Origin of the sequence: Clostridium thailandense, assembly GCF_019207025.1 — a bacterium.
Lineage (GTDB): Bacteria > Bacillota > Clostridia > Clostridiales > Clostridiaceae > Clostridium_AM > Clostridium_AM thailandense.
Window position 1 is genome coordinate 1 of the sequence record NZ_JAEEGC010000040.1, and the last position, 19,750, is coordinate 19,750.

Here is a 19,750-nt window from a genome sequence, read left to right on the forward strand (position 1 = left end):
AATCTTGATGTTATACATCAAGAATAGAGAGGTAGCAAAGGGAATGTTGCATTTATAGGCATCCACGGCCGACACTTAACTTATACGCAGGGATATGTTTCCAAAGCTGAAATCACATATAAAAACTTTCTAGTCAACCTTAGCTCAGTATTTTAGAAAATCTTAGAGTCTTTGATATGTTTGAGGTACGAGTTTATCAAAGATTCTTAGATTTTCAAAATACTGAGCTTTAGATTGACAAAAGTTTTTATCGTGCTGAAGCTTGGAAACATATGCCGGAGTGTAAGTTAAGTGTCGGCCGTGCAACCCTATAGGATGGTGTGATTAAACAAAATTTAACATTAGGTAAATCCTTAAATATCAATGCATTGGACATTTTTATTTTCCATCTTTTGATATATAAAATGGACTTTATCACACCCTCCTATAAAATTTCACTTACTTAAATACTTTAACGCGATCTTCTAGCGGTTGGTATTGTTTTTCGCCTGGTGCTGATGTTGGTTTTCCAAAAGGCATTTGTGCAACGAGTTTCCAGTTATCAGGTATATTCCATTCTTTTTTTACATCAATTTCAATAACTTCGTTGTAGTGCTGCAGTGATACACCAAAACCTTCAGTTTCTAATGCAGTCCAAATAACATATTGGTGCATACCATTTGATTGCTGTGCCCAAATCGGAAAGTTATCTTTATAAAGAGCAAACTGATTTTGAAGAGATTCAATTATACTGGTATCTTCAAAGAATAAGATAGTGCCATATCCATTTTGGAATGAATTTATTTTATCTTCAGTAGGAGCAAATTTATCTGGTGGTACAATTTTCCTCAACGCTTCTTTTGTGTTATCCCATAATTTATTATGGTGCTCTCCAAGAAGTAAAACTACTCTTGTACTTTGGGAATTAAAAGCTGATGGAGTATGTTTTACCGCATATTCGATTATTTCTTTAATCTTCTCATCTGAAATTACGGATTCTTTACTAATTCCATAAAATGTACGTCTATCCGCTACAGCTGTATAAAAATCTTTTAACATTATTATCACTCCTTATTTTTTATATAAAACTTTATTTTTTATTATCTTCATTGAAGAATAATATATTCAAAGTTATAATTTAGAACTACTTTGGTACTAATGAAGTTTTAACTAATTCAATTTGTGAGTTAACTATATTATGATACGAAAATAATTATTAGTCAATAATTATTTTTAATAAATATAAATTTATTAATCAATGTTGAACTATTAAATTTTATAAATTAAAATGAATGTATAATATACTAACTGGTTTAGAGTGTTTTTATTGAAAAAATGCAAGATTTAAACAATTAGTTTGGGAGATATAATCATGAGTTTAATAAATAAGTTAAAAAAAATTGCAAAGATAGCTGTAAGTTCAGCTGAAGAAAATGTTAAAAATAAATTACTGGAGAGCAAAATCAATGATATAAATAGAAAACTCGAAAATATGAATGATAAAGAAGGTGCCCACTTAATAATAAAAAAAGAGAATTTAGAGAAAAAAATAAAGGATCATAAAACAGAAAGACAAAAAAAGCGGGAATTTATAAAATTACAGTTAAAACAGGAAGTAAAAAATTCAAGGCTAAAAAGAAAAGAGGAAAATAAAGATTTAAACACTATTAAAAAGATTAAAAAAGAGTTTGATGAACTACCGATAGCTACATTTGCAAATGATTTAGCGGAAGGGATTTCCGAATTAGAAAAAGTAAAGGAAACGGTAGTAAAACATCCAGAGGATATCTATTCTTGGTTAAAGCTTGCAGAAACATTAAAGTTTTATAAAAAGACCTTCATAATTATAAATGGAATAAAGGCGCCTTTTGATTTAATAGGAAGCACCATTGATATAGGTACCGAGCTTTTAGGAGGGGCTTTAGAAAACGCTTTTGATAAAGATAAATGGACCTTAGAAAGAGCTTTAAGTCAAGCAAGAAAACTTGGTGCTACTGAAAAGCAAATAGATGATTTTAGTAAGAATTATAAGAAAAATATGGCTACTGCACTAGTTAAAGGAACAGGTCACATGATTTATAAACAAAGCAAGAAGATGATAACTACAGGAGAAAGGATTTTGGATTTTGCTATAGATAAATTAATCGATAACAAAGAAGAATAGATTTAAGATATAAACGAATAGTTTAAAACTGTTCGTTTAATTTGTTTTTATAGCAAAAATATGAAGATATACGCTAGAAAATTTATTTATATTACTGTGTGTACATGTTTTTATAAAAATATAATTTATGAAATCGATGCAATATGGTTGACTAATCAACTATATTGTGATATTACTATTTTAGTAAAAGTTTTATTTTATCAATTTGAAAAATTATAACGGGGAAAAATTAAAATGAATATAGAGTTTTTACCCAAATTCTATATACCTAAATAGTATAGGATAGGAGAACATATGGAAGATAAAGTGAGAATGTTAATTAAATTGACCAATAGCATTTATAGGTGTACTCAAGGATATATTGATAAAAAACTTGAAAAATACAACCTTACTGTGGGAACATATCCTTACTTACTAGTGTTAAATAGAATGGGAGGGATAAGTCAAAATGAAATAAGTAGAGAACTCAGTGTAGATAAAGCTATGTCTGCAAGAACTATTAAGAAACTAATAGAACTTGGTTATATAGAAAAAAAAGAAAATAAAGAGGATATACGAGCTTATAAGCTTTATATAACAGAGAAAGCAAAAGAGATAATTCCTGAAATTCTTGAAATCATTGAAGAATGGATTGAAATTTTAGTCCAGGGAAATGAAAAAGAAAAAATAGAAGCTTCTATAGAATTTTTAGAGAATGTTTTAGAGAATGGAAAGAAATTTAAAAGAAATTATTGTGAAAGGATGAAAAGAATTGAACAAGATAGAAAGCGAAATATATAAAAAAAGATGGATAATTTTATTTACACTTTTATCAGCAACGTTTATGGCAACCTTGGATGGCAGCATTGTTAATGTGGCACTTCCAGATATGTCAGATAAGCTAAATGTCAGCATGGCTGCTATTGAATGGGTAGTTACAAGCTTCTTGATAACTATTGCAGCCACAATTTTGATATTTGGAAGACTTGGAGATATAAAAGGAAAAATCAAAATATTTAGGTTTGGCATAGTTCTTTTTACCTTAGGGTCACTACTGTGTGGTTTTACAAATTCACTTCCTGTGCTTGTAGCAGCAAGAGTTATACAAGCCATAGGTGCATCAGCAACTATGGCAACTAATCAAGGAATTATAACACAGGTTTTTCCTCCAAATGAGAGGGGAAGAGCACTTGGGGTTCTGGGAACCTTTGTTGCTTTAGGTGCTATGGCTGGACCTCCGTTAGGAGGCATGATTGTTTCAGCTATAAGTTGGAAATATATATTCTTAATAAATGTACCTATAGGTATAATTGTTTTTATACTTACGATTAGGGTATTTCCAAAGACAAATACAATACTTGATGAAAAACTTGATATAAAAGGTTCTATTTTATTTACAATAGCTATTGTACTATTATTTGGAGCGATAGTTCAAGGTCAGAGTACTGGGTATGATAATCCAATTATGATCTCAGCTTTTGTTATTGCATTTATATCGTTGATAACATTTATTGTAGTTGAGAGAAAAATGGAATTGCCGCTGCTTCAATTGAAAATTTTTGAAAATAGTCTGTTTTCTATAAGCATAGTGTGTGCTTTTATTTCATTTATTGCAATTGGTGCATCGAATATAATACTGCCTTTTTATTTTCAAGATGCTTTGAAATTTTCTCCAGCAACAACTGGATTTTTTATGATGGTATCACCAATCGTTTTATCTGTAGTGGCTCCTTGTAGTGGCTATTTATCAGATAAAATTGGGTCAGAAATTCTCACATTAATTGGACTTGCATTTACGAGCCTAGGATTGTTACTTATATCTACTTTAAATGAAAAGTCTTCAGTTATTATGTTTGTGACATATATAGTAATAATGACCGTGGGGAATGGAATGTTTCAGTCACCTAACAACTCATTAGTAATGTCTACAGTTCCAAAAGATAAGCTTGGTATTGCAGGAAGTGTAAATTCACTTATTAGAAACCTTGGAATGGTTATAGGAACTTCTCTTGCTACTCTTTTACTATATAATAGAATGAGTTATAAGGTTGGATACAGAGTAATTGACTATGTAAAAGGTAGAGCTGATGTATTTATTTATGGTATGAGATGTGTGTATATATCTGCAGCGGCTATGTGCGTAATTGGAGTAGTAATAACTGCATTAAGGCTATATAACAGTAAAAAATTAAAAGACGTTGAAATTGAAACCAGCCATATGAAAGAAGATACAATTTTAAATTAATAATATTAGGATAGAAGAGAATTACTGGGTAATAAGTGACTAAGTATGGAAAAAGTAAGTACTTTAAAATGTTATACTAGTAAACTATAATCTTTTTATAGAGTTTTATCTTTGAAGGTTGCTTATTATTAGGAGATAAAATTAATATAAAAATAGATTTAACTATTAAATCTAAATTTTAGGGGGAATTGGTATGGAAATAAATAGTGAAGTAAAGAACTGGCATAATGAGGCTCTTGGACAAAAGGTAGTAGAAGCCTTTAAGAAAAATGATTTTGATGCAATATATTTTGCAACTGCTGATGAAGCAGCAGCCTTTATAATGGAACATGTAAAGCCTGAAACCAAAGTTGGTTTTGGTGGATCTATGACAATAAATGGCATGAAAATTCAAGATAAGGTAAGAGCTGCTGGTGGAGTAGTCTTAGATCATGGTGCAGCTGGTCTTACTCCTGAAGAAAAATTGGCTACAGCAAGACAAGAATTAACAAGTGACTTATTTTTATGCAGTAGTAACGCAGTTACTTTAGATGGTACACTTGTAAACATAGATGGTATGGGAAATAGAGTTAGTGCAATGACTTTTGGTCCTAAAAAAGTTATAATAGCAGTAAGTGTTAATAAGATATGTAAGGATGAGAAAGCGGCTTTCGAAAGATTAGAAGGTATAGCATCACCTATGAATAATAAAAGATTGAGCACTCCAAATCCTTGTACAAAAACCGGCACATGCATGGATTGTAAGGTTTCAAGCAGAATATGTAGAGTATATTCTGTATTAAGAAGAAAACCAATGGTTACAGATATGACTGTAGTAATTATAGGTGAAAGATGCGGTTATTAATTATTGTAATGAAGTATTATATCTAGGCAAACACAACCGAAAATAGAATTATGCTCCGAGAGAGGTTACCAAGCTTCGGCACGATAAAAACTTTTAATCATTCTAAAGCTCAGCATTTAAGCAGATATCCTAAATCTATGATTTAGTGATAGTCGCTTACTCATCTGACGTAAGGAAGAGGAGTTTCATATATTTCTGAGAACCTTTGATAAACTCATACCTCAAACATATCAAAGGTCCTAAAATTTTCTAAAATGCTTCACTAAGACTGATAAAAAAGTTTTTATATGTGCCTTCAGCTTTGGTAACCTTTCTCTGCGTATACGGGAGAACCATCACTGACTTATATTAGAAAAGCACTGGAAAGTAAAATTCATGTAGTAACTGGAAACAAAGGTTCAATTATACATGGATATAGAAAATTAGAAAGAATTGCCAGAGAAAATTGCGTTCATTTAGGAATAGCAGAATCTAACCCAAGTTTTGATGTAAGAAGGATGGTATACTGCATTTAAATTGCTTATACTTACCAATGTAATTATGAAAGAAGAAAAAACATTATATTTATATAATTAAATTAAGGTATACAGGCACAAACTGGTATTAAGAATTCTATTTTGTTGAAAAGGAGTCTTGAAAATGAAAAAGATAGGTGAGGGAGTTACTGCTGAAATATTTGAAATTGATTCAGATACAATTATGAAACTATATAAACCAATTTTTACATTCATTGCAGATAAGGAAAAGTTTGTTGAGACTGAGTATGAAATAATGAATACCTTATTAAACTATCCGGTGAGGATTCCAAGACCTATTGAAGCTAAAATTCAAGGAACTCGAAATGGATATACTATGGAAAGAGTTAAGGGATTTTCCTTAATGTATTTAATTGAAGAAAACTTTTTTGCCTACGAATTATATGCAATATTTTTTGGAAAATTGCATTCCAGTGTCAACAAGATAGATTTAGAAAATAATAATGATTTTTCAGATACACAAGAAAGAATTTACCAGGTTATTTCAAAAAATTCCTACATACTTGGAGGATATTACAAGAGTATAATTTCTTTATTTAATGATTTACCAACTTCTCAAAATTTGTGTCATAATGATTTTCACCTAGGCAATGTAATTGTCGGAAACAATAAATCTTGGGTTATTGACTGGGATGGAGCTGGTAGGGGAGATTACCATGGCGACATAGCAAGAACAATAATGCTGATAAGGTATTGTTCTCCGAATATTATACACGGACCTAAAACTTGGTCTGTTAGAGAGAAATTTATCAAAAAATATTTAAATGCATATAATGAAAACATAAAAATAAATTATGAGTTGTTACTGAAATGGGAGATAATTAGAGCGGCAGAGTTAATTATTTTAGGTGCACCTTTTAAAGAAGAACTGTGGAAATTTATTGAAAATAATATATCTTAAAGAAAGAGAAGTAAGTAGATTTACTTCTCTGATAACGAAAAAAATATCAGATACTGAATAATAGATTTAAACAGGAAAAACTATAATTTACAGCATACTCACAGTATTTATAGCCTTTTTAAGCCTTAGTTTTGCTGAATTTGGAATATATCAATCGGGAAATGTAGTTACTATAGGTGCAATAGTTCTCTTGTTTAGAAATTTTGACTTTAACACCTTTTATAAGGAATTAGGAAATTCCTATTCATCATCTAAAGGCTTTAATATTGCAGCAGAGCATCTCGGAAAGGGGCAGGCTTTACCTGCAACGGTAGTAATAGAAAATGATAAAGCTATGGATAATAATGACTCTTTATCGGTTATTGATGGAATAGATGAAAGAATAAAGGGACTAAGTGGAGTCAAAAAGGTATTAACAATAACTCAGCCAAAAGGTGAACCAATAGATGAGTTTTATATAAGTGATCAAACCAAAACAGTGGTAGGTGGAATTTCGGCTACGAAGGACGGAGTTAACAAAATTAATGATGGTTTAAACCAGATGAACGATAAGTTATCAGCACGTGATTTTTCAAGTGGTAATGGACTTGGAGATATTTCTGAGGGGCTTGATAAGACAAATGGTTCTTAGCTCAACTTAATAACAGTAAAACCTTCTTTATACCTAAGGAAGCATTAACAGAGAATATTGCAAAGAAATTTTCAAGAAAAAATATAGATAAAAAACTATATATTGCACAAAATACTTAATATCTATGTCTAATGTAATGGGAGGATTTATATGATTTTAAAATTTAGAAAAGTATCAGTTGTTAGTATTATTTTAGCATTATTCTTAACTTTTATGGGTGGTTGTTCAAATGCTGTTAAACCTTCAGATACAAATTCAACTGCTAAGAATGATAAAAATCAGAGCTCAAATACCGATGTGAATGCGAACTCAGCACCAGATAAGAATGCTGCAGTACCACAAGGCTCATCATCACAAGAAGATACGCAGAAAGCACTTCTAATGAATATTAAAAAATTAGCACAGCAGGGAAAAGTTATTAATTCTGAGTTTCCTGTTAAAACAACAGTCATAGATGATATTGAGAAGAAGCTAGGGAAGCCAGATAAGACTGATTGGGTACCAGCAGCTAAGGGAACTTACGCTACTTATTCTAAACATAAATTAGCTTTTGGTTTTAACAAAGGCGCTCAAATTTTCGAGGTTAGATCATTTGATAACAGTTTAAATAAAATACCTTTGTCTATGGTAAAAAAAGTATATGGAACGCCTGCATATGATGTGAAAAATAATGATGAAGAAATTATTGGATATACTGCAGGACAGGATTATAAAATTTTATTAGTATTTCCTAAGACAGCTAAGGGAAGTAATGACCCATTATTAGCACATTATTCTGTCTTATATCCTAAAGGTACAGCTAATTTGATGGCAGATGATCCAGGAAGACAGTGGTAATGAAAAGAGTCTAGATAAAATAGTTCTTCATAATAAGTCTGTTGCAATTATGGATAAGGCTGAAGGTTATCTATAATGCAACAGTCTATTTTTGTTATGGTATCTACAATTTATTTTATATTAATTTTAAATATTATTTGTTTTCCATCAGCTTCATCTGAATATGATCTTTTATATACGAGCAATATAGAGCCTTGACCAGGTCGTATTGCTTGTATTATCCATATGGATTTTTCAGGTGTCCCAACTGCACCAGTGTAAGAAGGTAAATAAAAGTTATCAACTAGCTTATAAGTTCCAGAGTTATCAGAAATTAGCTTCCATTGATACCCAGTGGAGGCTGAATTAGCATCTAATATAATCCAACCTTTTTTTCCGACATTCATTATGTTAGTGCCTTTATCTAACAAAAGGTTTCCGTGATCTTCATCTAGTCTACTAAAGTTAACGTCCATAAAAGGACAATACATATGACTCCCCCCATGAATAACATATTTATTAGCAGTATATGAACATAATTCAGAATGTGATTATATTGGTTCATAAGTTTTATTAATAAAGGGCTTAATTTATGATTGATGTATACGATATAAAAGATAATAGACTCTTCATGTATAAGATGTAAAGAGAATCACTAAATTGCGGTCTAAAGTGTTGTTATAAGAAATAGTTGTGTTAGAGGAGTTGATTAATATAAAAAAAATATTGGTAATATTAATTGTTATTATGGTTTCCATTATGGCTACAGACAATTATAGTGTTAAAAAATTCACTGTTAAAAGTAAAAATGTAAAAATAATAGGGCATAGAGGGAGTAGTAAGCGTGCGCCAGAAAATACCATAAGTTCAATTCTATGTGCAGCAGAAGATAAAGCTGACTATGCAGAATTGGATGTACAGGAAACAAAAGATGGTGTAGTTATACTAATGCATGATAAAAATTTAAAAAGAGTTGCAAAGGTGGATAAGAATACTTCAGAAGTTTTGTATAAAGATATAAAAAAAATAGATTTGGGAAGTATTTATTCTGAAAAATTTAAAGGCGAAAAAATACCTACATTAGATGAAGTCATAAAGGCATCAAGCGGAAAAATTAATTTAGATATTGAGATTAAAAACTATAAAGATGATACAGAACTAGTAAAGAAAGTTGTACAAATTATTAAGAATAATAATTTTGAAAATAAATGTTTGGTATGCTCTTTTGATTATAGTGCATTGGTAAAAGTAAAGAAATTAAATCCTAGAATTAGGACAGGATATATTACATATTTGAGTAAAAAAGATAATTTAAACTTACAATATGTGGACTATTATAGTATTTACTACCCTAAGGTTAATAAGGGAATAGTAGAAAAACTTCATAGGAATAATAAGAAAGTACATGTATGGACTGTGGATAACATAGATGATGCCAAGAAGCTTATTCAAATAGGAGTTGACGATATAATAACGGATTACCCAAATGTTTTAGAAAATATTTAATATAATATATTTGTAAAAAGTCTCTGAATTTTCAGAGACTTTTTTATTGCTGTACTATGCTTTAAAGCTAAATTTCAAATTTTATTTTTAATTTTTAGAAATACTGTCATTATAATATACATATACAACAAAATTTTAAAATATATATATGATAGAGAAATTGTAATTAAGGAGATGCAGTATGAAAAAATTTTTAAGTATTATCGTATGCTGTGCTATTGTTTTTGCAGCAATCTTTTTACTAAAAAAATATTATTATAATGAATCTTTTGATAATAATATTAGTATGAAAAACTCTAACCTGAATTATAAAATTAAATATAAAGGAATAAAAGGTGCTGTGGATTTTACTGTAGATGAAAAAGGTGATTATTACATAGCTTACAGCAATGAAATTCAACTAATTAAAAATAATGGACAAAGTTATGATATTTACAAAAATAAAGACCTAAATATTTTTAGTATTGAATACTTTGATAATAAATTATATTTCTCATCAAATACAAAAATATATTGTTATGATTTATCAAGCAAAAAGCTTATGGAAGCACTAAGTAACTTGCCAAACTATGGTGATTACAAAAATAGTTTGATAAAAATAAAAGGGGATTATATGTATGTTACAATAGGTGCTGTAACGAATTCAGGGGTTGTAGGTGAAGATAATACATGGGTAAAAGATACACCATATATTCATGATATAACTCCTAAGGATATAACACTAAAAGGATTAGATTTCGGAAAAGATAAAACAGGAGCTTTTCAAAGTTATAGGACAAAAAGTATAAATGGACAAATAATTCCTGAGCACTTTCCAGGTAACGCTTCAGTATTAATATATAATTTAAAAACAGGAAATAGTGAAACTTTTGCATGGGGTATAAGAAACATAACAGGAATGGATTTTACAAATGAAGGCAAGTTAATAGCAGCAGTTGGTGGAATGGAAAATAGAGGATCTAGGCCGGTTAAAGGAGATTCAGATTATTTATATGAAATAAAAAAGGGTGTATGGTATGGATGGCCAGATTATAGTGGAGGAGACCCCGTTACATCCCCAAGATTTAAAGGAGGAGCAAATGGACTTCAGTTTATATTGGAAAATCATCCAACTACAAATCCACCAGGGCCTATGTATCAAAATAAAAATCCTAATTCTATAGTATCGCTTGCTATAGATAATACAGGAGCATTAGGTGAAAAAAATTGCATATATTTTTATGATAAATTTAATAATGAACTATATGGATTCAATGGCACTGGTAGTATAAAAGAATGTGTGAAATTTAATCAAAATGTTCAAATTTTAAGCTTAAAGTTTGCGGCAAAGGAGTTCTTGATTCTTGACGGAAATTCAGGATATTTATATAGTATAGAGAAAGAAGTAATTAAGAAAGGTATAAATATAGACAAAGAATTTTATGCATATCTTTTGAGTATTACTGTAATTGGAATATTAATGACATTAAGATTTATAAAAAATACAAATTAAAGAGAGACTATAAAAAAAGTGAAACTTATGGGGAGATAGAAGAAAAATGAGAAGAAAAATAGAAAGCACCTATGGAAGAGCTTTAAGAGGAATATTTCATGCGGTTAATCCTCTTAAAAAGAAAATATTAAAAACTCATTGTACTGTTCATAAATTTATAATAATGCAAGCTATAGAAATATTAAAAAATGATGGTTATGAGGAACAGTATAGATTTTTTAAAGAGCATGTAAATTCGTTGAACACTGGAGTAGCGTGGGCAGATCAAGATTTTAAAAGCTCCAATCATTTTTATCATGTAACTAAAGGAAAAGGACTGTATGGTTTTTCAGATGCTTTAACAGAATGTAAAAAATATTATAGTAAGTCTATGGCATTTATAAATGCTGGGGATATCAATAAATCGTTATTTTACCTTGGAGCATCCTGTCATTTAGTTCAAGATGCTACGGTACCTCAACATGTGAACAATAAACTTTTAAAGAGTCATAGAAAATTTGAATTGTGGATTATAAGTAGGCTGCTCACTGACTATTCTTTTATAGCCAAAGATGGAGCTGTGATATATGAGAGTATTGACGAATTTATAAGAAATAATGCTATAATGGCTAATAGCACTTATATAAAAAATATATCGATAGAATCGAGAGATGAAAAGTATGGAAACATAGCAGCAATAATATTAAAAGAAGCACAGAGGACTACTGCTGGTTTTATGATCAGATATTATAATGAATTAAAGAAATATGAAATTCTTCCTTAATTTGGAGGAATTTCTTTTTTTATAAAGAATATATATCTACATATGTTAAATCTAACAAAAGTATAAAGAATAAGGGTAGGTGGGGATATGAAAAAAAATATATTTATAAGCATGGAAAGAGAAATATTTAGGGGTAATATATTAGATATTGGAATGGAGAATCAGGGCATATTTTATAATATTTACAAGAAATATAATGATGATATAAATGTAGAATATATTAGTGGTAAAGAAGGGAAAAAAAACATACATGAAAATTTCTATGATAGCTGTATATTATTTTTTTCTTTAAACAGCATATGGTTAAAAAACAGAAAAAGGGATCTTATCAAAGATATATATAAATATTTAAATAAAGACGGGATAATCTATATATGGGATATTGATAAAGGATATGGAAAAATTTTTAATGGGCATATAAAAATTGTTATACCAGGAAGTAAAATAAAACATATGGATATAAAGGAGTTAAACATATTAAAAGATATTTCTAAAGAAAATACAATTACATTGTTAGAAAACTATTTTGATATACTTGATTCTAAGTCCTCTGATGGAATATATTATATAAAAGCAAGGAAAAAGTTGATGTTAAGTAATGTTAATAACGGGGTTTTGAAAAAGGAAAAAGAAACTAAAGAGAAAATTGGTGCTAATTAGATTGGAAGAATTTTTAAATCATTGATTTAAAAGGTTGGAATAATGTATACTATATAAAGTGTTATGAAAATAATAGTATTAAACTGAAAGGGAATGGAATTAAATATGAAAGTAGTGTTAACAGCGCTTGATTCTAAATTTATACACAGTAATTTAGCTGTAAGATATTTAAAGGAATATACAAAAAATTTAAACTATAATTGTGTTATAAGAGAATTTACTGTAAATGATAGGGAAGATAAGATACTAGAAGAGCTTATTTATGAGGAGCCGGATATACTGGCTTTTTCTTGTTACATATGGAATATACAAATGGTTAAAAAATTAGCATCACTTATTAGGCTTGTAAATCCCAAAATTAAAATATTATATGGAGGACCTGAAGTGTCCTATGATAGTGAGATTTTTTTGAAAGAAAATCCAGGAGAATATGTAATATGCGGAGAGGGAGAAGAAACATATTATGAATTTATAGAATGCCAATTAAAACTTGGAAAATCTCAAGAAGATATATGTGTAAATGATATACTTAAAAAGATTAAAGGACTATGCTTTAAAATGGAGGACAATATATCCTTTAATGGGCATAGAGAATTAATGAATATGAATAATGTTGTGTTTCCATACAATGAGGAAGACAACTTACAAAATAGAATAGCATACTATGAAGCTTCACGGGGATGCCCTTTTAATTGCAAATACTGCTTATCTTCAACTACCCATGGTGTGAGGTTTTTAAATTTAGATAGGGTAAAGAGTGAAATTAGCTTCTTAATTGAAAAAGGGGTAAGACTTATTAAGTTTGTTGATAGAACCTTTAACTGTAATGCAAAATTTGCTACTGAAGTATGGAAATTTCTAATGAGCTTAGATACTGAAGCAACCTTTCATTTTGAAATATCAGCAGATATATTAACAGATGAGCAAATAAAACTTTTAGAATTAGCACCTGTAGGAAGAATTCAGTTTGAAGTAGGGGTTCAAACTACTAACAACCAAGTGCTTAAAAACATAAATAGATATGTGAATTTTAAAGATATAAAGGAAAAGGTTGAAGAACTAGAAAGAATAAGGAATATAAAACAACATCTTGATTTGATTGCAGGTCTTCCAGGAGAGGATTTTTATTCCTTTAAAAAATCTTTTAATGATGTTTATTCCATAAAACCTGAAGAGATACAGCTTGGATTTTTAAAACTTTTAAAGGGATCAGATATGAGATTGGAAGCCGAAAAGTGGGGAATGTTATATTCGCCTTATCCACCTTATGAAATTTTAAGTACAAGAAATATAAGTTATAGGGAATTACTTATTTTAAAAAGAATAGAAGAAGTTTTAGATAAATATTATAACTCAAGAAAGTTTAATAATATACTGAATTATTTTCTACCTAAGTTTGAGACGCCTTTTGATTTTTATGAAAAACTAGGAACATTTTTTCATGACAAAGGATATTTAAACAGAAACATATCAGCAGCAGATTATTATAAAGTATTTGTTGAATTTAGTGAAGAGATTTTGAAAGAAGACAGCTTGAGCTTGAAAGAAATTATAAAATATGATTATTTAAAATTCAATAAGAAGAAATATCTTCCTGAGTTTTTAAATAGAGAAAGAAATAAGGGAGAAGAGAGAAGAATAAAAGAACTAATAGAAAAAGAAAAAATTAAGGTATCAACTAGTTATCATGCTGAAAAGTTTTTTATCGACATTGAGCTATTTATTAACACTGGCAGAGTAAAAGAAAGAAGCCATTATGTAATATTTGATTTGGAAAATATAAAAGAGAAGTTTATAGATATATAGCATGTCCTTGATGAAAGTATAAAATGAATGTATAATTACTTAAGTAATATATTAAGAGGGAGGGAATTTTAAGACCTGATATGCTAGAAGTAATATCTTAATACAGTAGAGAGGTTTTAAAAGAACATTTATGGCAATTAAAGACATATTAAAATTTGGAGATAAAACATTAACAAGAGTAAGTAGAAGAGTAGAAAAAATAGATGAAGAGGTATTAAGTCTTATACAAGATTTAAAAGACACTTTGTATAATACAGATGGTGTTGGACTAGCAGCTCCTCAGATAGGGGTGTTAAAGAGAGTAATACTTATAGACCTTAGAGATGGAAGTGAACCTATAATACTTATAAATCCTAAAATAACTAAAAAAATAGGAAGAGTAGAAGATATAGAAGGATGTTTAAGTTATCCTGGATACGAAGGGGAAGTAGTAAGACCTAGAAGAGTAATAGTTTTAGGTATAACTTTAGAGGGCAATGAAGTAGAATATACCGCAGAAGGATTTTTAGCAAGAGCTTTCTGCCATGAGATTGATCATCTAGATGGAATTATATACACAGATAGGTGCAAAAAAGTTTATAAAATAGAAGAAGAATAGAATATTGATTCTATAATAAAAATAACTTCGTATGAGTAAAGAAATACGAAGTTATTTTTATTTACAGATTTTAAATGTACTTTATAGAAACTCCTTTTACACCAAATATGTTGCCTACAAGAGGTAATCTGAGTTTTCTATAGACTAATATTTCATCATCTAACTTAAGCCCTTTTTCTATGAAAATTTTTATCCCGTTATATTCATAAGATATATAATTTTTGTTAGATTTAAAATTTTTTAAAACCTCAATACAGAGGCTTTTAATAGGCATTTCACAGCAACCGCCTGAGGCAGAAATAGTTTTAATAATAAAACTTCCTTCTTTCTGTTTTGCATAATTAAGAGCATTTTCTTCTATTGTAACCATAATAACACCTCCATACCTATCTGGGGTATAATGGAATTTTAATATATAAAAATTAATTTGTCAATATTGAACAGAATTGATTTTGAGAAAATTTAGCAATAATAATTTTAGTACATTTGATTTCTTAAAAGTTCAGATAGAATCATGTATTATTATAAAAATGGATGTCCTGGAACTAAGTTAGTTTTATTGATTGTGGTGAAAGCCACTGTTATGATTGGCTGTCGCACTTGATAAGCATGACAGCCACTTTTGCGTTAAGATGTTATAAGTGATAAAATATAAATAGTATTGTAAAAATTAATATTCATTGATTACGTTGACATATTTTCAACTTAAATATAAAATAAGATTCTGCGATATGATTGGAGGTGTTCAATGGTGGCTTTAAACTGTGATCAAATGGACTTTGAAAAGAAAAATCTTAAGGAAACAAAAATTTGGATTAATAAAGAGCTTGGAAAAATTCAAGAGGATGATAAACAATTAAAAGGAAAAATAGATGCTTTAAGAAAGCAATCAAAAGGAAAATACAATGAGGAATTAGAAACTAAAGAAAAGCTTTACGCGATAACTCACAAAAATGTTCAAAAATACAATGAAGCACAAAAGCAACCTTATTTTGGCAGAATAGATTTCAGAGAATATAGACGAGAAAAAGAAATATTTTATATAGGTAAGTTTGGAATAGGAGACTTAGAAACTGGAGATGAGAAGGTAATTGATTGGAGATCACCAATTGCAGATCTTTATTACAGTGGCACCTTTGGAGAGTCTTTCTATAGAGCTCCTATGGGCATAATAAGTGGAGAATTAAGCCTTAAAAGGAAATTTATTATAAAAGACAGTGAACTTATAGATGCTTTTGATGAAGGAATAAATGAGATAATTTTGAAATCTTCTAATGAAGAAGGAAATGCTTTAATAGATGAATATTTAAGAATAAATTTAGAGCAAAGTGTTAGTAGTAAATTAAAGGATGTTGTTGCTACAATACAAAAAGAGCAAAATGACATTATTAGAGCTGATAAAAATAAAGTGCTTATAGTTCAGGGATCTGCTGGTTCGGGTAAAACCACAGTAGCACTGCATAGATTAGCATATTTATTGTATAAATATAAGGAAAAACTTAGTGGAGAGGATATATTGGTTATAGCACCAAACAAGCTTTTCTTGGATTACATATCGGATGTACTTCCAGATCTAGGAGTGGATAACGTAAGACAAAATACCTTTGAAGGCATTGCACTTGAAGTGTTAGGATTAAAAAGTAAAATATATTCGAAAGACAAAAAGCTTTCTGAGATACTTGAAAGCAAAGAAAATGGTGAATTGAAATTTATTACAAATAGTAGTAAATTAAGAGGTACTATAGGTTTTAAAAGTATTATAGATCGATATATAAGGTATATGGAGATAAGAGATTTAGAAATAGAGGATATAAAAGTTGATCATTACGTTTTATTTGATAAAAAGGAAATACAAAGACTTTATGCAAAGGATGTAGTTCATTTATCTCTAAACAAGAGAAAAGATGAAATAAAAAGATACTTTACTTTAAAAATAGATGAAAAAATAAAATCAATTTTGGATAAAATTGATTTTTCCTATGAATACCAGATAGCAAGAATAAAGAAATCTATGGAGGATGGTAGTGAAAGACGAAAAAAGCTTATTGAATTGTATGATGAGCGAGATAATAAAAAGAATGAAATAAAAATACAAGCTAAGAAAAATTTTGATGGGTACTTTAATAAATGGAAGCAGGTGGACACGAGAAAACTTTATATAGACTTTTTCAATAATGAGGAAATTTTTAAAGAGGTTACATCTGAAAAAATACCTAAAGCCTTGGCAGATTATATGAAAGAAGAGTTGAATAGTAATTATGAGAACGGAATAATTGATAGTGACGATTTAGCTGCTATGCTATATATAAAGCTAAAGATAGAAGGATTACCGGAAAAATTCAAATATAAGCATACAGTAATAGACGAAGCACAGGATTATAGTGTTTTTCAAATTGCTGTATTAAAAGAGTTGGTTGAAAATAATTCTTTAACTATAGTTGGTGATGTAGGTCAAGGTATTTATTATTATAAGGGAATTGAAAATTGGGAAAAGCTTATAGATGAGGTTTTTTCAAAGGATGCTACATATGTTCAACTTACCCAAAGCTACAGATCCACAGTAGAGATAATTGAATTTGCAAATAAGGTATTAGAAAAACAAAATAATAAAATAAAGCCAGCAATTCCTGTTTTGAGACATGGAAAGGTTCCTGAGGTCATAGAATTTAAAACTAATAAAGAATTTGGTGAAAGAATAGATAAGATAGTTAAGGAAGTTGAAAATATTAATAAAAAAAGTATAGCGATTATAGGTAGAACCTATGGTGAATGTAAAAAAATCAAAGAACACTTAAAAAAATATAGTGAATTTGACTGGGATATAGTTAAAGATACTGATAAAAATTTGAAATTGGAGAAAATAATAATTCCTTCCTATATGACAAAGGGATTAGAATTTGATTGTACTGTAATCTACAATTGTAATGAAGAAAACTATGGGGAAGAAGAGTTGGATAAAAAGATATTATATGTGGCCTTGACAAGAGCGCTTCATTTAGAATATGTATTTTATTCAGGAGAAAAATCAAAATTAATAGATTAATTCGAAAACTTCTGACTTGAAACTGTGGCAGCATTTTTAAGGGCTGTAGAAAAGTTAAGCAAAATCTTAATTTATTCTATAGCCTTATATAATACTTGAAAGTAAAAATTTAAATCATAAAGAATAATTATTTTAAGGACAATGAGAGGAAAAGGGGATTATTATGTATAAGATCATTCTTGTAGATGATGAAGAAGAAGTTAGAAAAGGCATAATTAATAAAATTCAATGGAACAAGTATGGTTTTGAAATTATAGGTGAAGCTGAAAACGGAAGAGAGGCACTTGAAATAGCAGAAAAAAACGTTCCAGACCTTGTGATCACAGACATAAAAATGCCATTCATGGATGGGATGGAGCTCTCTGAGATCCTTTCGGAAAGATTTGCTACCGTAAAAATAGTTATATTAACAGGTTTTGACGAGTTTGAATATGCAAAAACAGCAATAAAATTAAATGTAATTGAATATATTTTAAAGCCGATATCTTCAAATGATATTATTAAATTGCTTATTAATGTTAAGGAAAGATTAGATAAAGAGTTTCAAGAAAAGAAAGATATGAAATTTTTTGAGGAACTTTATCATAAAAGTCTACCAATTTTAAGAGAAAAGTTCTTAAGTTCTATTATTAGAGGTAATATTGATATTGATGAAATTATAGAAAAAGAAAAAAATTATAATATTAGTCTTGAAGGAGAAACTTTTCTTATATCAATAATTGCAATCGATTACAAATTAGAAAATATTGAAAGCAAAGATAAGGAAATTATTATATTTAAAGTATTGAATTTATGTGAAGAAATAATAAATAAATATTGTGCTGGACTAGTATTTATTGAAGAGGGAAATATAGTTATTTTGAGTATATCACAAGAAAAAGATAAAAAGCTAATGCTTCAGAAGACTACCAAAATACTTGAAGAAATAAAGCAATCTGTAGATAAATATCTAAAATTAAATATAACAATTGGAATTGGTACAAGCTGCGAGGATATAGAAGGAGTAAGTATTTCCTATAAGAATGCAGTTGCCGCACTTGATTATAGAATTATCCTCGGCAATAACAGAATTATATTTATTGATGATATTGAGCCTAAAAGAGAAAATGAAATAGTATTTGATAAACTAAAGGAAAGACAGTTGGAAAGTTGTATAAAGACTGGAACAAAAGAAGAAATATATTCTACGGTTGAAGATATTTTTAAAGTGATTGAGGCTTCAAGGGCATCTATTGAACATTATCAAATATATCTAATACAGATTGTAACTATAATTATTAAGATATCTAAAGACTCTAGTGTAGATATAGCGGATATATTTGGAGAGAAATTTAATTTTTTTATAGAATTAGATAAATTTAGCACATTAGTAGAGGTAAAGAACTGGATTAAGAAAATCTCAATAAAGATTTCAGAGCACATTATTAAAGGCAGAGAGGATTTAAGTAAGCTTCTTGTAGATAATGCTAAGGAATACATAGAAGAAAGATATCAAGATGTTGATATAAATATAAATACTATATGTAATTATCTACATATAAGTCAAGCCTATTTTAGCTATATATTCAAGAAGGATACTAAGACTACCTTCGTAAGTTATCTGACTCAGATTAGAATGGAAAAAGCAAAAGAATTATTAAGAAATACAAATTTAAAGACCTTTATAATAGCAGAAAAAGTTGGATTTTCTGAGCCTAATTATTTTAGCTATTGTTTTAAAAAAAATTTAGGACAATCACCCTCAGAATATAGGAATAGCTTTAAAAATATAAAGTAGGGAGATTTTT

At 28.9% G+C, this 19,750-nt stretch carries 18 protein-coding genes; 15 read left to right on the top strand and 3 right to left on the bottom strand.

All coding sequences use genetic code 11. The features are described from left to right. Positions 1–438 precede the first annotated feature (438 nt). Complete coding sequence (locus I6U48_RS09955) at positions 439–1,038, bottom strand: nitroreductase family protein (protein WP_218320265.1); 600 nt, start codon at positions 1,036–1,038, stop codon at positions 439–441. Positions 1,039–1,351: 313 nt separating this feature from the next. Here I6U48_RS09955 and I6U48_RS09960 point away from each other — a divergent pair, with 313 nt between their 5' ends. The 7 genes from I6U48_RS09960 (at position 1,352) to I6U48_RS09990 (ending at position 8,116) form a co-directional block, all read left to right on the top strand. Then, positions 1,352–2,143 carry a hypothetical protein gene (locus tag I6U48_RS09960; protein WP_218320266.1) on the top strand — a complete coding sequence of 264 codons (792 nt, stop codon included), beginning with the start codon at positions 1,352–1,354 and terminating at the stop codon, positions 2,141–2,143. Between the two features lie 294 nt (positions 2,144–2,437). After that, positions 2,438–2,923 carry a MarR family winged helix-turn-helix transcriptional regulator gene (locus I6U48_RS09965; protein ID WP_218320267.1) on the top strand — a complete coding sequence of 162 codons (486 nt, stop codon included), beginning with the start codon at positions 2,438–2,440 and terminating at the stop codon, positions 2,921–2,923. Then, a complete protein-coding gene (locus I6U48_RS09970) occupies positions 2,895–4,367 on the top strand; it encodes an MFS transporter (protein ID WP_218320268.1) in 1,473 nt (490 codons plus the stop codon). Before I6U48_RS09965 ends, I6U48_RS09970 begins: the two co-directional genes overlap by 29 nt. A 193-nt stretch (positions 4,368–4,560) precedes the next feature. Next, on the top strand, positions 4,561–5,211 hold the full coding sequence (locus I6U48_RS09975) for a lactate utilization protein (protein WP_218320269.1): 651 nt from the start codon (positions 4,561–4,563) through the stop codon (positions 5,209–5,211). A 639-nt stretch (positions 5,212–5,850) separates the two neighbouring features. Beyond that, positions 5,851–6,648: a phosphotransferase gene (locus tag I6U48_RS09980; protein ID WP_218320270.1), complete on the top strand. Its 798-nt coding sequence runs from the start codon at positions 5,851–5,853 to the stop codon at positions 6,646–6,648. A 190-nt stretch (positions 6,649–6,838) separates the two neighbouring features. Beyond that, positions 6,839–7,279, top strand: coding sequence for a hypothetical protein (locus I6U48_RS09985; protein WP_218320271.1), 441 nt, complete (start codon positions 6,839–6,841; stop codon positions 7,277–7,279). A 150-nt stretch (positions 7,280–7,429) separates the two neighbouring features. After that, complete coding sequence (locus I6U48_RS09990) at positions 7,430–8,116, top strand: YjgB family protein (protein ID WP_218320272.1); 687 nt, start codon at positions 7,430–7,432, stop codon at positions 8,114–8,116. A gap of 110 nt (positions 8,117–8,226) precedes the next feature. Here the strand turns inward: I6U48_RS09990 and I6U48_RS09995 are convergent, their stop codons facing one another. Continuing rightward, positions 8,227–8,586: a protease inhibitor I42 family protein gene (locus I6U48_RS09995; RefSeq protein WP_246615281.1), complete on the bottom strand. Its 360-nt coding sequence runs from the start codon at positions 8,584–8,586 to the stop codon at positions 8,227–8,229. 214 nt (positions 8,587–8,800) lie between these two features. On the opposite strand from I6U48_RS09995, the gene I6U48_RS10000 reads away from it, so the two are divergent. The 6 genes from I6U48_RS10000 to def all read left to right on the top strand — a co-directional run bounded on the left by I6U48_RS10000 (position 8,801) and on the right by def (position 14,920). Further along, on the top strand, positions 8,801–9,601 hold the full coding sequence (locus I6U48_RS10000) for a glycerophosphodiester phosphodiesterase (protein ID WP_246615282.1): 801 nt from the start codon (positions 8,801–8,803) through the stop codon (positions 9,599–9,601). Positions 9,602–9,782: 181 nt separating this feature from the next. Continuing rightward, a complete protein-coding gene (locus I6U48_RS10005) occupies positions 9,783–11,093 on the top strand; it encodes a PQQ-dependent sugar dehydrogenase family protein (protein WP_218320273.1) in 1,311 nt (436 codons plus the stop codon). A gap of 46 nt (positions 11,094–11,139) precedes the next feature. Beyond that, entirely contained in the window at positions 11,140–11,856 is a 717-nt protein-coding gene (locus tag I6U48_RS10010) for a zinc dependent phospholipase C family protein (RefSeq protein WP_218320274.1), read from the top strand. A gap of 87 nt (positions 11,857–11,943) precedes the next feature. Beyond that, a complete protein-coding gene (locus I6U48_RS10015) occupies positions 11,944–12,516 on the top strand; it encodes a class I SAM-dependent methyltransferase (RefSeq protein WP_218320275.1) in 573 nt (190 codons plus the stop codon). Between the two features lie 105 nt (positions 12,517–12,621). Continuing rightward, on the top strand, positions 12,622–14,322 hold the full coding sequence (locus I6U48_RS10020) for a B12-binding domain-containing radical SAM protein (RefSeq protein WP_218320276.1): 1,701 nt from the start codon (positions 12,622–12,624) through the stop codon (positions 14,320–14,322). 130 nt (positions 14,323–14,452) lie between these two features. Next, positions 14,453–14,920, top strand: a complete 468-nt coding sequence (gene def / locus I6U48_RS10025; RefSeq protein ID WP_218320277.1) for a peptide deformylase — start codon at positions 14,453–14,455, stop codon at positions 14,918–14,920. A 70-nt stretch (positions 14,921–14,990) separates the two neighbouring features. Here def and I6U48_RS10030 read toward each other — a convergent pair whose 3' ends face one another. Continuing rightward, the gene (locus I6U48_RS10030) at positions 14,991–15,290 is read right to left on the bottom strand and encodes a CC/Se motif containing family (protein ID WP_218320278.1); all 300 of its coding nucleotides are present in this window, start codon (positions 15,288–15,290) and stop codon (positions 14,991–14,993) included. 378 nt (positions 15,291–15,668) lie between these two features. Between I6U48_RS10030 and helD the strand changes: the two genes are divergently transcribed. Both helD and I6U48_RS10040 read left to right on the top strand, forming a co-directional pair. Continuing rightward, positions 15,669–17,963 carry an RNA polymerase recycling motor HelD gene (gene helD / locus I6U48_RS10035; RefSeq protein WP_218320279.1) on the top strand — a complete coding sequence of 765 codons (2,295 nt, stop codon included), beginning with the start codon at positions 15,669–15,671 and terminating at the stop codon, positions 17,961–17,963. A gap of 163 nt (positions 17,964–18,126) precedes the next feature. Then, positions 18,127–19,740: a response regulator gene (locus I6U48_RS10040; RefSeq protein WP_218320280.1), complete on the top strand. Its 1,614-nt coding sequence runs from the start codon at positions 18,127–18,129 to the stop codon at positions 19,738–19,740. Positions 19,741–19,750: the final 10 nt, after the last annotated feature.